This is a genomic window from Comamonas sp. A23 (assembly GCF_004522605.1).
In the GTDB taxonomy this organism is placed as follows: Bacteria; Pseudomonadota; Gammaproteobacteria; order Burkholderiales; family Burkholderiaceae_C; genus Comamonas; species Comamonas thiooxydans.
This window is the reverse complement of the sequence record NZ_RSDT01000009.1, coordinates 115513-130237: the sequence shown is the minus strand read 5'-3', so window position 1 is coordinate 130237 and position 14725 is coordinate 115513. Positions and strand designations below refer to the sequence as shown.

Here is a 14725-nt window from a genome sequence, read left to right as displayed (position 1 = left end):
AGTCATGACAACGGAAATCATTCGCTACGCCGTAGATGAGGACGGCATTGCCATGCTGACGCTGGATTACCCCGGCAAGACCATGAATGTGATCGACCAGGCCTTCATGGACAGCCTGGAGGCCTGTATCGCACGCATGCACGGCGACGACCGGGTGCGCGGCGGCATCATTACCTCGGGCAAGGACAGCTTTGTCGCGGGGGCCGACCTGATGGGCATGGAGGCCAATATCGACGCCATGGCGGACATGCCCATCGAGGAACTGTTCGCCTCCTGCGCATCGCTGTCCCGGCTGCTGCGCAAACTGGAGACCCTGGGCAAGCCGCTGGTGGCGGCCATCAACGGCATGGCATTGGGCGGCGGCTATGAAATCTGCCTGGCCTGCCACCACCGCATTGCAGCCGATGCCCCCACGGTCATGGTCGGTCTGCCCGAGGCTCAAGTGGGCTTGCTGCCCGGTGCCGGCGGCACCCAGCGTCTGCCGCGCATGATCGGCATTCTGGCCGCCATGCCTTTTCTCATGGAGGGCAAGCAGTTGCAGGCCGTGAAGGCCAGGGAAGCCGGTCTGGTGGACGAAGTGGTGGCTCCCGAGCAGCTGCTCGGCGCTGCCAAGGCCTGGCTGCTGGCCAGGCCCACGGCGCTGCAGCCCTGGGATGTGAAAGGCTTTCGCATCCCCGGTGGCGGCCCGCTGGATGCGCGTGTGGCCCCGGCCTTCGTGGTGGGCAACACCATGCTGCAGGCCAAGACCTTTCACAATATGCCAGCGCCGCTGTGCATTCAAAGCTGCATCTACGAAGGTTGCCAGCTGCCCATCGACAAGGGCCTGCGCATCGAGAGCAAGTACATGGCCACGCTGTCGCGCAGTCCCGTGGCGCGCGGCATGATTCGCACGCTCTTCGTCAACAAGGCCAAGGCCGAGAAAGGCATGCACCGTCCTGCAGGCTTGGAGCCCTTCCAATGCCGCAAGCTGGGTCTGATAGGCGCAGGCATGATGGGCGCGGGCATTGCCTTGGTGGCCGCCCAGCGCGGTATTCAGGTGGTGTTGATAGACCGGGATCAGGCAGCTGCGGACAAGGGCAAGCAGTACTCCGAGAAGGTGCTGGCCAAGCAGGTGGACAAGGGCCGCCAGAGCCGCGAGAAGGCCGATTCCATCCTCGCTCGCATCACGCCATGCACCGATTACGAGCAGCTGCACGATGCCGATATGGTGGTCGAAGCCGTGTTCGAAGACCGTGCCATCAAGGCCGAAGTGACCCGCAAGCTGGACGCCGTGCTGCCGCCCGGCTGCGTGCTGGCCAGCAACACATCGGCCCTGCCCATCAGTCTGCTGGCGCAGGCGAGTGAGCGGCCCGATCGCTTCATCGGTCTGCATTTCTTCTCGCCGGCCGACAAGATGCCGCTGGTGGAAGTCATTCGCGGCAGGCAGACATCGGATGCCACGCTGGCGCAGGCACTGGACTTCGTGGCTCAGCTCAAGAAGACGCCGATTGTCGTCAACGACAAGCGCGGCTTTTTCACCAGCCGCTTCATCGGTGCGTTTGTGGATGATGCCATCGGCATGGTGGCCGAAGGCATTGCCCCTGCATTGATAGAGAACTGTGCAAAACATGCGGGCATGCCTGTGGGGCCGCTGGCCATTACCGACGAGCTGTCGATTGATCTGTCCAAGCATGCGGGTGAATCTCAGGCCAAGGAGTTTCCAGAGGAGTACAGGCCCGGTCGCTCCGTGCCGGTGATCGGCAAGCTGTTCGAGCTGGGCCGCCTGGGCCGCAAGGTGGGCAAGGGCTTCTATGACTACGACCCCAGTGAGGGTGGCAGCGGCAAGCGCATCTGGCCGGGCCTGGCCGAGTATTACCCGCTGAAAGCCCCGCAGCCCAGTGCGCATGACCTCAAGCAGCGCATTCTCTATGTGCAGGCCGTCGAAGGAGCGCGTGCCATGGAGGAGGGCGTGCTGCTGGCGCCGGCCGACGGCGACATCGGCTCGATTCTGGGGGTGGGCTTTCCCGCCTATACCGGCGGCCCCTTCTGCTTTATCGACGGCATAGGTCTGGCGCAGTTCGTGGCCGAGGCCGATCGCCTGGCAGATCTGTTTGGCGAGCAACTGCGCCCGCCACAGCTGCTGCGGGATATGGCGGCCAAGGGCCAGACCTTCTACGGCAAGAGCGCAAGAGCCTGACAGGAGCACAAATGTGCCGCTAGGGGCGGGCCAGGGCTCGCCCCATGTGCAGACACTCATCCGATAAATACATCAATGGAGACAAGGCATGGATGAAGTCTTCGATTACATCGTCATAGGCGCGGGCTCGGCGGGGGGCACACTGGCTGCACGGCTGAGCGAGAACCGGCAGCACAAGGTCCTGCTGCTAGAAGGCGGCGCAAGCCACAAGGATTTGCTGGTCTCCATGCCTTCTGGCTGGGGCCAGATGATCAACAGTTCCCGTTATTCCTGGGGGCACGAAACAGAGCCCGAGCAGTACGCAGCCAAGCGCCGCATTAGCCTGCCGCGAGGCAAGCGCCTGGGAGGCTCATCTTCCATCAACGGCATGATTTATGTGCGCGGCGATCGCGCGGACTTCGACAGCTGGGCTGAGCAAGGGGCGGCGGGCTGGAGCTATGACGAGTTGCTGCCCTACTTTGTGCGCACCGAAGACCAGCAGCGCAGCGAACAAGAATTCACCCGGCCCTGGCATGGGCGCGGCGGGCCGCTGACGGCCAACAATCTGCACAACCCACATCCCGTATCGCTGGCCATGGTACAGGCCGCCATTCAAGCCGGCATGCCCGCATGCAAGGATTTCAACAACGGCCATCCCGACGGGGCAGGGCTGTTTCAGGTCAATCTCAAGAATGGTCAGCGCTCGTCGGTGGCCAAAAACGCCATCGAGCCCGCCATGCAACGGCGCAATCTGGATGTGCGCATGCAGGTGCTGGTCACCCGCATAGGTCTGGACGGGCTGCGCGCCAGCACGGTGCACTGGAGGGACAAGGCCGGCGCAAACCATGCAGCTCGCGCCAGCAAGGAAGTCCTGCTGTGTGCAGGGGCCCTGCAGTCGCCCCAGTTGCTGATGCTTTCGGGCATCGGCCCGGCAGCGCACCTGCAGGAGATGGGGATCGAGGTCAAGGTGGATCTGCCCGGGGTGGGCGCCAATCTGCAGGACCATGCGATTGTCCCCATGTCCTGGCGCATGAAGGCCGGAACGCCCAGCCTCAACCGCTCGCTGCGCGGCCTGGGGATTGGCGCTTCGCTCATTCAGTACCTGTTGACCAGGCAGGGCGCCATGGCCATGCCGGCTTCGGAGTTTGCCGCCTGGTTCCGCAGTGACTCCAGCCTGCCCTATAACGACATCCAGATTCACGGCCTGCCCGTGACCGGCGATATCGAGGGCTATATGCAGGGCGGCAAGAACTACCGCACCGAGGCCTTCCCCGGCATGACGATGGCGCCCTATCAGGTGCGGCCCTATTCACGTGGCCAGCTCAGGCTCAGGAGCAGCAAGCCCGAGGAGCTGGCCAGCATTCGCATGAACTTTCTGCACGACGAGCGTGACCGCAAGGCGCTGCTCCATGGAGTACGCATGGCCAGCAGGATTGCGCAGCAGCCCGCACTGGCCGGCCTGATCGAAACGCAGACGCGCCCGGCACCTGGCCTGCAAAGCGACGAGGAACTGCTGGACTGGATCTCCATGTACATGGGCTCGGGCCACCACGCCAGCGGCAGTTGCCGCATGGGCCATGCAGCCGATCCGCGAAGCGTGGTCACGCCCGAGCTCCGGGTCAAGGGCGTGCAGGGGCTGCGTGTGATCGATGCCTCGGTCATGCCGCATCTGGTGTCGGGCAATACGAATGCCGCATCGGTGGTGATTGGCGACAAGGGCGCGGATCTGGTGCTGGGCCTGGCGCCGCCCGCTGCAAGGCAGTGGAATGTGGCTGCTGTGCTACCGGATGTCGCGGGTGTCGCTGCCGTGGTTTGAGCTTTGGAAGAATGGGTGGAGACAAAAAGATGAACTTCGATTTCAGTGACGACCAGAACGCATTGCGCAACGAAATACGAAAATTCCTGACCAGGGAATCGCCGCTGACGCAGGCGCGTGCCTTGCTTGAGGGCGAGGGTCACCATGCCCAGGACGTATGGAGCGGCATGGCCCAGCTGGGTGTGACCAGCCTGATGCTGCCGGAGGACTGCGGCGGCATAGGCCTTGGTTCCATGGAAATGTGCGTGGTGGCCGAGGAAGTTGGCCGCCAGCTCAGTCCCGTGCCTCTGGCATCGACCATGTATCTGGCGGTGCAGGCCGTCCTGCTATCTACACAGGATCGGTCTGCACAACGCCAGCAATGGCTGCTGCCGGTTTCGGGCGGAAGCATTGGCTGTCTGGCAGCGCCGACGGACGGGCAGGAGCTGCCATCTGCTCTGCCCCTGTTTGACGGCAAGACCTTGAAGGGGGAATGTCCGTTGGTGGCCGACGGCATGGCCGCGCAATGGGGTGTGGCGCTGGCGCGCAATGCGACGGGGGAGGATGTGCTGGTGGCCTTCAGGTGTGATGGCTCGGTGCAGCGCAGGAAGCTCAAGACGCTGGATCCTTCCAAGCCCTATGCCTTGTTGCGCTTTGACGGCACGGCGGCCGAGCAGCTTGACGGAGCCAGCAGTGCTGCCAAGGTGCTGGCACGCGTGCGCAATCGTGCTGCCGTGATGTTGGCCTTCGAACAACTGGGAGCGGCCGACGCCGCGCTGGAGATGGCCTGCAGCTACGCCAGGGAGCGCAAGGCCTTTGGCCGGCCCATTGGGTCCTATCAAGGCATCAAGCACAAGCTGGCCAATCTCTACACCAACAACCAGCTAGCCCGTGCGCATTGCTATTACGGAGCCTGGGCGCTGACGGCAGACATGGCTCTGGCTGATGGTGCGCCCGAGCTGCCAGGCGCAGCCGCCGCAGCGCGCGTGAGCAGCACTCAGGCGCTGTCGGATGCTGCACAGGAAAACCTGCACACCCACGGCGGCATGGGCTATACATGGGAGATGGATTGCCATCTGTTCTACCGCCGTGCGCGCCAGCAGGCCGTGGAGCTGGGCAGTATCCACGCCTGGCGCGAGCAGGTGGCGGCCGAGTTGCAAAAACGATTGCTTGCTCCTGCGAAAGAGACGATTGTGCAGAGCTCGACCGCGGCTGACCGCCAGTCCATGGACTTTGGGGACACGCCCGAGGAAGCCGCCTTCCGCGCCGAATGCCGCGCCTGGCTGCAAGCCAATGCCGTGCCCAAGGCAAGTGCCGACGACTATTTCGGTCGTGACATGACTGCCGAGCAGCGCATGGAGGCAGCCCGGGTCTGGCAGGGCAAGAAGGCTGCAGCGGGTTTGGGTGCGATTACCTGGCCCAAGATGCTGGGTGGCCGTGGCGGCACGCCCATGCAGGAGCTGATCTGGCGCCAGGAAGAGGGCAAGGTCAAGGTGCCCACGGGCATGTTCAACGTCAGCCTGGGCATGGTTTTGCCATCGGTGATGGCGCACGCCAGCGCCGAAGTGCTGGCCCTGCATGTGGCCCCGGCACTGGGCGGAAAAAACCTCTGGTGCCAGTTGCTGAGCGAGCCGGGTGCCGGCTCCGATCTGGGCATGGTGCGCACACGTGCCGAGCGTGCCACCGATGGCCGTGAGGGCTGGATCGTCAACGGCCAGAAGGTCTGGACCTCTCTCGCGCAGTTTGCCCAGTTTGGTCTGGTATTGACTCGTACCAATCCCCAAGCCAGCAAGTTTGAAGGCTTGACCACCTTCTTCCTCGACATGAAGTCGCCCGGCATTACCGTGCGCCCGATTCGCCAGGCAGGGGGCGAGTCCGAGTTCAACGAAGTCTTCTTCGAGGACGTGTTCGTGCCCGATAGTCAGATGGTGGGCAAGCTGGGCAGTGGCTGGAAGGTCACGCTGACAGGCTTGATGGCAGAGCGCCTGGCCATTGGCGGCGTGATGCCCGCCGAGCTGTGGCGCACCACGGCTGGCTTGCTGGCCGATCATCGCTTTGACGGCAGGCCGGCGCTGCAGGACGGTCGCCTGCGCGAGCGCTGGGCCGACCTCTATCTGAAGGAGCAGGCGCTATGGCTGCTGCAGTGCCGCGCGCTGACGGCGCTGAGCAAGGGCCGCCAGCCCGGCCCCGAAATGAGCGGTGCCAAGAACGTGGCCGCTGCCGCGCTGCAGTCCTTTAGCTACTTCGCCATCGACTTGCTGGGCGAGCGCGGCGTGCTGGCCGCCAGCGAACTTGGCGAGCGTTTTGCCATGGTGGAGCGTCTGTGGTTCGGCTCTGCCGGCATGCGCATTGCCGGCGGTACCGACGAGGTGGTGCTCAACAGCATTGGCGAACGCGTGCTGGGGCTGGCTGCCGAGCCCCGTGCGGACAAGGACCTGCCCTTCTGCGAACTGCTTGCCTAGTGACTTGGCGCGGCACACCGCAATGTGCCGCGTCCTTTTTACTGGGCATACAAGCCTCCATTCAATCCACGTGGCGGAGATCACGTTTTTCAGGAGACAGGAAATGAGTGCATCTGCTGTGGCCCGTGTGCCGCAAGCCGCTTCGGCCAGGGTGATGCCGGTCAGCAATGTGACGGGCTGGCGTCGTCACTATCTGCTGCTGGTGCTGTTGCTCGTCTATGGCGTGAGCATGATAGACCGTCAGATCATGGGGGTGCTGATCCAGCCTATCAAGCAGGAGATGGGGGTTTCGGACAGTGCCATGGGCCTGCTCACGGGTCTGGCCTTTGCTCTGTTTTACAGCATTCTGGCCGTCCCCTTTGGCCGCTTTGCCGACCGTACCAACCGCCGTAACCTGATTGCCTGGTGCTGCGCCGGCTGGAGCGTTGCCACGGGTCTTTGCGGCATGGCGGTGGGCTTCTGGAGCCTGACGGCCGCTCGTGTGGGCGTGGCTGTGGGCGAGGCGGGCAGCACGGCGGCATCGACCACCATGATCGCCGACGTCTACTCGCCCGAGCAGCGCAGCCGAGCCATGAGCGTATTCAGCCTGGGCCCGCATCTGGGCTCGCTGGTGGGTCTGGGCGTGGGAGCCTGGATTGCCCAGCACCATGGTTGGCGTGCGGCCTTTTTGTGGCTGTCTGTGCCCGGCGTGCTGATCGCTTTGGTGCTGCGCATGACTTGCCGCGAGCCTTTGCGCGGCGCGCAGGAAGGTCGTGCCGTGGTGCAGGCCGCAACCGAGAAGTTCAGCGAGGTGATGTCAGCCCTGGTGCGCAACAAGGCGTTTGTGGGCCTGGGGCTGGCCAGCATGCTGATGGCGTTCTCGGGCTATGCGATCGGCATGTGGAATACCGCGTTTCTGGTGCGCTCCCATGGTCTTCAGCTCAAGGACGCGGGCGCCATCATGGGATTCATCGGCGGGCCGGGGGCGATTTTCGGGGCTTTGCTCAGCGGCTGGGTCACCGATCTGATGGCAAGGAGGGATGTACGCTGGCAAATTGGCGTTCCGGTTCTGGGGACGCTGATTTCGATTCCGCTGGGGCTGGCTTTCTATCTGAATGACTCTGCGGGACAGTGGACGCTGGCCGGCCTGCAGATTCCGCACGCGATTGCCTACTACGGTCTGTTTTCCATCTTCTCCAGTTTCTGGGCTGCGCCGGTGTTTGCTGCACTGACCAATGTGATTGCTTCCAGCGGTCTGGCGACTTCTCTGTCCATCTACAACCTGCTGCTGACTGCAGTTGGCGGTGGTCTGGGACCTCTGACGGTGGGTCTGCTCAGCGATGCATTCATCGTTCGGGCGGGCAGTGAATCGCTGCGCTGGGCGCTGGTCTGCATGCTCGCCTTTTATGCGCTGGCGCTGCTGATCTATGCCTGGACCATCAAGCCCTATGCATCGATGGTGACCGCGAAAAAGATCGCTTGAAGCGATTTGGAAACAGACGATGGAGAGAGTTTCCACTGAGATTGTGCTTTCTTCGACCAAGTCTTGGGAAATGCCTTGGCGGAAGTTTTTTAAGGGTAGGTGCTGTTGGGAGCTGCTTGCCTATCTGCGAGCATGCACCCTCGAAACCACAAGGGTCTGCACCAGGTTCAAGCAGACGATGAATGTGGACAGGCCGTCGTCGAGCATTGCAGCACCTGCGGGACAAGTGGATTCGTAAAACGGGAAGACAGACGGAGACAAGAGATGACACGGACCTTCAATCTGGCGGATATTTTTGAGTTGGTGGTGCAAGCTGTGCCGGATCGCATTGCCTTTGGCTGCGGCAGGCAGAAGCTCAGCTTCAAACAGCTCGATGAGCGAGCCAATCAGCTGGGCAATGCGCTGCGCGCGCGCGGCATAGGACGGGGCGACAACGTCGGCATCCAGCTCTACAACTGCGCCGAGTATCTGGAGGCCTTTTTCGCCTGCAGCAAGATCGGTGCCGTGCCGGTCAACGTCAACTACCGCTACGTGGCCGATGAGCTTCAGGGGCTGTTCAACAGCCTGGACCTGCGCGGCCTGGTCTATGGAGCGGACTTCGATGCGTCGGTGCTGGAAGTCATTGCCCTGGTGCCCACTTTGCGCCTGGCGCTGCGGGTTGGCGAGGAGCGTCATGGCCTGCCCAGGACAGTGCAATCCTACGAGCGCGTGTTGGCCGAAGGTGGACGGGAACTCACGGACGCCGAGCGCAGCGATGACGATATCTTCATGCTCTGTACCGGCGGCACCACGGGGCTGCCCAAGGGCGTGATGTGGCCGCATAAATCCTTGTTCATGGGGGCCTTGGGCGGTGGCGGCTATTACTTCCGCAGACCTCCCATCGAAAGGCCGGAGGAGCTGCTGCAACTGGTGCCCAACGGCCCGGCGCTGGCCTATCTGGCGGCGGCACCGCTCATGCATGGCGCAGCCATGTGGGCCACCCTGATCAGCCTGTTTTCCGGACATCCGGTCTATGTGAACGATCGCAAGAACTTTGATCCCGTACACATGCTGGATCTGATCGAGCATCACCAGATCAATGTGATGGCCGTGGTCGGCGATGCCATGGCCTTGCCCATCATCCAGACGCTGGAGAACAACCCCGGGCGCTGGCCTCTCAAGTCACTGATGATCTTCGGCAACGGCGGTGCCGTGTTCTCGCGTCACCTGCAGGAGCGGCTGCTGGTGCAGGTGCCTCATCTGGTGCTCAACAACGGCATGGCCAGCTCCGAATCCGGAGTCTTGGGCGGGGGGGAGAAAACGCCCGAGGGCGAAGGCTTTATGCGCATCGCGCCGCGTCCCGACCTCAGCGTGATCTCCGAAGATCTGCGCATTCTGACGCAGCCAGGTGAAGAAGGCATTCTTTCGCGCCGTGGCCACATGCCCCTGGGCTATTACGGAGATCCCAGGAAAACGGCCGAGACCTTTGTGATGGTCGAGGGCAGCCGCTGGGTGTTGACAGGGGACAGGGCCCGCATCGACACCACGGGTGAATATGTGGTGCTGGGCCGTGGTTCGCAGTGCATCAACACAGGAGGCGAGAAGGTTTACCCCGAAGAGGTGGAGGAAACCGCGCGCCGCTACCCGCCGGTTCAGGATGTGGTGGTCGTGGGCCTTCCTGACGAACGCTGGGGCAGCAAGGTGGTGGCCGTGGTGCAGGTGCAGCAGGGCCACGAGTTCGATCTGCAGGAGTTCGAAAAGATCTGCCGCAGCAATCTGTCGGGCTACAAGCTGCCGCGCGCCGTGTATCTGGCCACTGAAGTCAAGCGCAGCCCGGCAGGCAAGGCGGATTACCGCTGGGCCAAGGCCTATGCGGCGGAGCATGAACCGCTGAGCGCCATAGAGGCCTGAACCGGAGGAAAAAACAGTTACAGACAGCACAAAGGATACCCTGTTCGTCGCGCCTGACGACGGGATTTAAAGGAGGCCCCGGCCTCCTTCTTTTTTTATCTTCAGCGTGGCGCAGCGCAGATCCGGTGCGCCGATTTCTCGGACTTCAGCGCCACAAAGGCTTTGGCTTGCGTGTCATAGCGGTGTGCAATCACATACCGGCTGCAGCGATCCGAATAGCGCGCGCAGGCCTGCATGGCAATGCAAAGATGGGGCCCATTCCCCCAGACCTTGGCGGGCGGCCGGTCGTAAATGCCTTCGTACAGCGTCTGCTCCTGCGCTCCCCCGTCATTCCATCTGGCCACGATTTCAGAAGAGAAATGGTCAAAGCCTGCGCTGCTGTAGCCCACCTCGTAGTCAATCGTGCCCAGCCTGGTGATGGAAGTGCGGCCCGTGACCTGTTTTTCCCAGGCCGCAGCTTCCTGCGCGCTGCAAGGCATGACGCAAAAGCTCAGCAGCATGAGCCAGATCTGAAGCGGGATACGGAACTTGCGCAAATGCATGGGGTATGGACGTGGAAGATGACGGGGTCACTATATCGCTGGCATCCGCATGGCGTGAACACGATCTGCTCAAGGCGCTTGGTCGAGGCGCCCGATCTCTGCGAAGGAGGCCAGCGAGGATGGCTGCTCGCAAGCAGGCGGGCCTGGCGGATTGGGTCCGTTTTTGAATGAGGAGGGGATGAAAAACGAGCGCAGGCCTCAAGAGCCGGGCTTGCTTCGAGGCCTGGTGGGGAGGACCGGCAGCGTTCAGCTGGCCCTGTGCTCGCTGCGCTTGAGCAAGCGGCCCGGCAATGCATCGGTGGCCATGCTGTCGCGGTAGGTGATCTGGCCGGACTTGATGGTGTAGCGATAGCCCTGCGCGCCTTGCAGGAAGCGCTTGCCGCCGGCGGGCAGGTCGCGAGCTATGTGCGGCGGCAGAATTTTGAGCGCCTGCAGATCGATGAGGTTGAGATCCGCCAGTTTGCCGACCTGCAGGACCCCTCGGTCGGCAAAGCCGTAGAGCGAAGCCGGCCGCTGCGTCAGCATATGGACGGCCTGCTCGATGCTGAACAGGCCGCGCTCGCGCACCCATTCGGTGAGCAGAAAGGTCGTGGCGCTGCCGTCGCAGATGGTGCCCACATGGGCGCCGCCATCGCCCAAGGCGGGTACGGTGTGGGGATGGCCGAGCAGCTCGTGCAGGGCGCTGCAATCATGGTCCAGATAATTGGCCATGGGCAGATAGACCAGCGCCTGGCCTTCATTGCCCAGCATGAAGTCATACATCCAATCCAGCGGTGGCTGGCCGGCTGCGTCGGCCAGAGCCTGAACCGAATCGCCTTCTTGCGGCAGATAGTTGGGCTCTTGGCCGCTCCAAGGGTACATGCCCGCAAAGTTCTGGCCGAAGTACTCCATGAACAAATGGGGATTGCGGTCCTTCTCGCCGAGGATGGCGCTGCGCGTGCCTGGTCGTGACAGCTCTTTGATGCGTTCTGCCGGACTGAGCTGCGCCAGCGCTTCATAGCTGGGCTTGCTGGAAAAGGGGTTCAGGCTGCATTCAAACCCCATGAGTACGCCCACAGGGCGGTTGAGCACCTGGCCCATGATGCGCAGCCCGCCGGCATTGGCTGTTTCAATATGCTGTAGCAGCTCTCGGTGCAGCTGCGGGCGGTGCGGATACTGAAGCACGGTGAGCGTGCCGGCGCAGCCCGTGCCCTGACTGACGCGGGTGAGAATGCCGAATTCGTCCTCGATGTGCTCGAAGTCCGAGATCATCTGGAAGACGCTGTTCGGATAGCTCTTGAGCGAGAGTCCCAGCTCCAGCAACTCCTCGCTCACGGCCTGGTACATGGGGGTGAAGTCACCCGACTTGGAGCGGTGGGCCATGGTGCGCGAGGTTGACAGACCAACGGCTCCGGCGGCCAGACCTTGCTTGATCAGCTCCTGCATGGTGCCGATGTCCTCGGCATTGGCCTGCTCGCGCCGTATGGCGCGCTCGCCCATGGCATAGACGCGCAGCGGACCGTGAGGCAGCAGGGCTGCAATATCGATGTCGTAGCGCCGCCCTGCCAAGGCTTGCAGATACTCAGGAAAGCTTTCCCAGTTCCAGGGCAGGCCTTCATGCAGCGCGGTGTCGGGGATGTCTTCCACGCCCTCCATGAGCGCAATCAGCGTGTCGCGGTCCTCGGGCCGGCAGGGGGCAAATCCCACGCCGCAGTTGCCAATCACTGCGGTGGTCACGCCCTGCTGGGAGCTTGGCCAAAGCCTTTCATCCCAGGTCGCCTGACCGTCAAAGTGGGTATGCACATCCACAAAGCCCGGCGTCACCAGCAATCCGTCGGCATCGATTTGCTGCGCGGCGATGCCCAGGTCTTGGCCGATGGCGGCGATGCGCCCGTTGTGCAAGCCGAGGTCTGCGTGGTAAGCGGGGGCGCCGGTGCCGTCCACGATGCGGCCGTTGCGGATCAGCAAGTCGAATTGCTGCATGTGTCAGTCTCCTTGAGGTTCTGGTGTGCGGTCGAGCCCGCAGCCGCATTCCATTAAGAGGCAATCCGCACCCAAGGCCAATCAGGGTTAGGGAATCGTCCGTTGGGACGATGTGGGGGCGGCTGCTCATGACCACGATGCTCAAGGCGGCGCCATCGGACTGGACATGGATGCGGCCGCGATGCGAGACGTGCGCAAAGACCTGCGCCCGCGCTCCTTGCGTCCGAGGGCAGACAGCGCTGCTGAGGCGTGAGCAGCGGCGAGAGCCATGACGTGATGCAAAAAAACCAAGAAAACAATGACAAACAAAAATCATCAGAACCCATCAAGGGTGTATGTGCTGGCGCTGTTGACGGCCCTGTCTGCCCTGACCTTCATGGACCGGCAGATCCTGGCTGTGCTGCTGCAGCCCATCAAGCAGGAGTTCGGCTTCTCGGACTTGCAGATCGGCCTGATCACCGGACTCGGTTTTGCGCTGACGTTCGCAGTACTGGGCATTCCTCTGGGACGATTGGCAGATAGACAAGAGCGTCGCAGCCTGATTGCATGGTGCCGTGGCGTTGGTGGCAGCGTTGCGGCGCTGGGCGCGCTGGCCACTGGTTCGGGTGGACTGACTGCATCGCGCGCCGGTGCCGCATTGGGGGATGCCGGTGGCGGCGCTGCGTCTATGTCCATCCTGGCAGATCTGTACAAGCCCCATGAGCGCTCGCGTGCCATGAGCGTTTTTGGTGTCGGCAATGCGATGGGCGCCTTGCTGGCCTTGCTGCTGGGGCCGTTGTTTGCCGAGTGGTGGGGCTGGCGTGTGACCATGGTCATCGTCGGTGTAGCCATCATGGTCTTGTCCCTGGTGCTGCGCCTGAGCATCAGCGAACCCGCTCGTACCATCGCACAGGTGATCTCCGAGCCGCAGGACGGCCGGCAGCAGGCCAAATCTGCCGTCGCCTTGATATGGAAAGAGCCCGTGACCCGGTTTCTGATCGTGGGCGCTGCTTGTGTCCTGATCGCGGGAATCTCGATCGGCGCCTGGAATGTGGCTTTGCTTGCGCGGCGCTTCGATCTCAGTCTCAAACAGGCGGGGACAATTTCTGCAGGGGCCGCTGTGCTCTCGGTCTCGGGCAGCCTGTTCTCTGGCTGGTTGACGGACCGGCTGGCGCGCAGCGATGTACGCTGGCAGATTCGCATCCCCGTGATCGGCACCAGCGTGGCCATGGTGCTGGGTTTCGGCTATCTGCTGGTGGGCTCGGGCATGTTCATGCTGTCCATGGCCTGCATGTTGATCTATTCGTTCTTCACATCCTGGTGGGCTCCGGCCACCTACGCTGCCCTGAGCCTGGTCGTGCCGACCGAGCGGCGAGCCACGGCCAGCGCCATGGTGCTGATGGCCGGAGCCCTGCTGGGCAACGGAGTGGGGCCTATCGTGGCGGGCTGGCTCAGTGATGTGCTCAACACCGTTGCGTCCGGCGAAGGCCTGCGCTATGCCATGGCGATCATGATGTGCACGCTGTTGCCCGCGGTATGGGCGTTTTACCGTGCTCTGCAGCATTACCCCGGCGCCTATCGCAAGGCCCACGCCCCCGTGGCAGTTGCCGCATGAAGGCGGAAGAAGTGACCGGGAAGGATTCTTGCGTCGTCTGGAAGATGATCTATCTGGCGCGGCGCAACCCGGCGCTGCGCCCGGAGGAGTTCGCGCAAGCCTGGCGCGAGCATTCCGCGCTGGGCCGCCAGTGCCGCAACGTGGGCCAGCGCGTCAAGGCCGTGGCCCAGTGCTCACGCCACCTACAGGCAGATGCCGCAGAGCTGAGCAAGGACTATGACGGCGTCAACCTCATGGTGCTGGCCGAGCGCGAAGCAGGCTCTGCGATCTGGAGCGACCCCGAAACCCTGGCTGTCATGCGCCCCGACGAGCCGCGCGTGTTTGCCGACTATGTTCGCAATTTCTCGCTGCTATGCCGTCAGCAGGTGTTGCGTGGCAGCCTGTGCGCAGATGTCTTGCCGCAGCACAAACAAGTCATGCTGATCGGCTTTTTGCAGCGCAGCGACGTCTGGCGCGGGGCTGCGGCCTTGCCGGAGATTTGTCCACCGCAGTGGCAAAGCCCTGCTCTGGGCCTGGCCAGCCGCATTGTCTGCAACACCATCGATGAGCAGCCTCCTTTCGGCTACGGCTATCGCCATGTGGTCGAGTGGTGGTTTGACTCGGTGGAGCAGGCGCAGGCGGCAGCGGCTTCACTCGATGTTTCGGCCCGTGCGCAGGACGGCGAGTTCGGCTGGGGCGTGCATGTCTTCATGCTGACTGAGGTGACGCATGCCAGACCTTGAGGACTTGAAAAGATAGTAGCTGCTTGCGCTTTATGAATAAGGATTTCAATATGTTTTGTATTGAATTTCCATGGAGATAAAGCGTTGGAAGCTATGGTTTTATAGGGCAGACCTTCACCTCGACAAAAAGGCCCATGCAAG

At 62.8% G+C, this 14725-nt stretch carries 9 protein-coding genes; 7 read left to right on the top strand and 2 right to left on the bottom strand.

Annotation, left to right across the window (positions count from 1 at the left end; translation table 11 throughout):
* The first annotated feature begins 4 nt into the window (after nucleotides 1-4).
* The 5 genes from EIC84_RS19100 to EIC84_RS19080 all read left to right on the top strand — a co-directional run bounded on the left by EIC84_RS19100 (nucleotide 5) and on the right by EIC84_RS19080 (nucleotide 9764).
* Nucleotides 5-2176, top strand: a complete 2172-nt coding sequence (locus EIC84_RS19100) for a 3-hydroxyacyl-CoA dehydrogenase NAD-binding domain-containing protein (protein ID WP_004341284.1) — start codon at nucleotides 5-7, stop codon at nucleotides 2174-2176.
* 88 nt (nucleotides 2177-2264) lie between these two features.
* Nucleotides 2265-3971, top strand: a complete 1707-nt coding sequence (locus EIC84_RS19095) for a GMC family oxidoreductase (protein WP_004341281.1) — start codon at nucleotides 2265-2267, stop codon at nucleotides 3969-3971.
* A 29-nt stretch (nucleotides 3972-4000) separates the two neighbouring features.
* Nucleotides 4001-6412 carry an acyl-CoA dehydrogenase gene (locus EIC84_RS19090; RefSeq protein ID WP_004341279.1) on the top strand — a complete coding sequence of 804 codons (2412 nt, stop codon included), beginning with the start codon at nucleotides 4001-4003 and terminating at the stop codon, nucleotides 6410-6412.
* A gap of 103 nt (nucleotides 6413-6515) precedes the next feature.
* Nucleotides 6516-7874 (top strand): MFS transporter, encoded by a 1359-nt coding sequence (locus EIC84_RS19085; RefSeq protein WP_004341277.1) that lies wholly within the window; start codon nucleotides 6516-6518, stop codon nucleotides 7872-7874.
* 264 nt (nucleotides 7875-8138) lie between these two features.
* Entirely contained in the window at nucleotides 8139-9764 is a 1626-nt protein-coding gene (locus tag EIC84_RS19080) for an AMP-binding protein (protein WP_004341273.1), read from the top strand.
* Between the two features lie 101 nt (nucleotides 9765-9865).
* Here the strand turns inward: EIC84_RS19080 and EIC84_RS19075 are convergent, their stop codons facing one another.
* Complete coding sequence (locus EIC84_RS19075; RefSeq protein ID WP_004341271.1) at nucleotides 9866-10306, bottom strand: hypothetical protein; 441 nt, start codon at nucleotides 10304-10306, stop codon at nucleotides 9866-9868.
* 246 nt (nucleotides 10307-10552) lie between these two features.
* Entirely contained in the window at nucleotides 10553-12268 is a 1716-nt protein-coding gene (locus EIC84_RS19070; RefSeq protein WP_004341270.1) for an amidohydrolase family protein, read from the bottom strand.
* Nucleotides 12269-12566: 298 nt separating this feature from the next.
* Between EIC84_RS19070 and EIC84_RS19065 the strand changes: the two genes are divergently transcribed.
* On the top strand, nucleotides 12567-13862 hold the full coding sequence (locus EIC84_RS19065) for an MFS transporter (RefSeq protein ID WP_237704528.1): 1296 nt from the start codon (nucleotides 12567-12569) through the stop codon (nucleotides 13860-13862).
* Nucleotides 13859-14584, top strand: coding sequence for an EthD domain-containing protein (locus EIC84_RS19060; RefSeq protein ID WP_004341265.1), 726 nt, complete (start codon nucleotides 13859-13861; stop codon nucleotides 14582-14584). The genes EIC84_RS19065 and EIC84_RS19060 overlap by 4 nt, the downstream gene beginning before the upstream one ends.
* Nucleotides 14585-14725: the final 141 nt, after the last annotated feature.

Bases quoted from the DNA above. Each gene is read 5' to 3' on its own strand.
- EIC84_RS19060 (WP_004341265.1), top strand. From the start codon at position 13,859: ATGAAGGCGGAAGAAGTGACCGGGAAGGATTCTTGCGTCGTCTGGAAG.
- EIC84_RS19090 (WP_004341279.1), top strand. From the start codon at position 4,001: ATGAACTTCGATTTCAGTGACGACCAGAACGCATTGCGCAACGAAATA.
- EIC84_RS19085 (WP_004341277.1), top strand. From the start codon at position 6,516: ATGAGTGCATCTGCTGTGGCCCGTGTGCCGCAAGCCGCTTCGGCCAGG.
- EIC84_RS19095 (WP_004341281.1), top strand. From the start codon at position 2,265: ATGGATGAAGTCTTCGATTACATCGTCATAGGCGCGGGCTCGGCGGGG.
- EIC84_RS19100 (WP_004341284.1), top strand. From the start codon at position 5: ATGACAACGGAAATCATTCGCTACGCCGTAGATGAGGACGGCATTGCC.
- EIC84_RS19065 (WP_237704528.1), top strand. From the start codon at position 12,567: ATGACAAACAAAAATCATCAGAACCCATCAAGGGTGTATGTGCTGGCG.
- EIC84_RS19075 (WP_004341271.1), bottom strand. From the start codon at position 10,306: ATGCATTTGCGCAAGTTCCGTATCCCGCTTCAGATCTGGCTCATGCTG.
- EIC84_RS19080 (WP_004341273.1), top strand. From the start codon at position 8,139: ATGACACGGACCTTCAATCTGGCGGATATTTTTGAGTTGGTGGTGCAA.
- EIC84_RS19070 (WP_004341270.1), bottom strand. From the start codon at position 12,268: ATGCAGCAATTCGACTTGCTGATCCGCAACGGCCGCATCGTGGACGGC.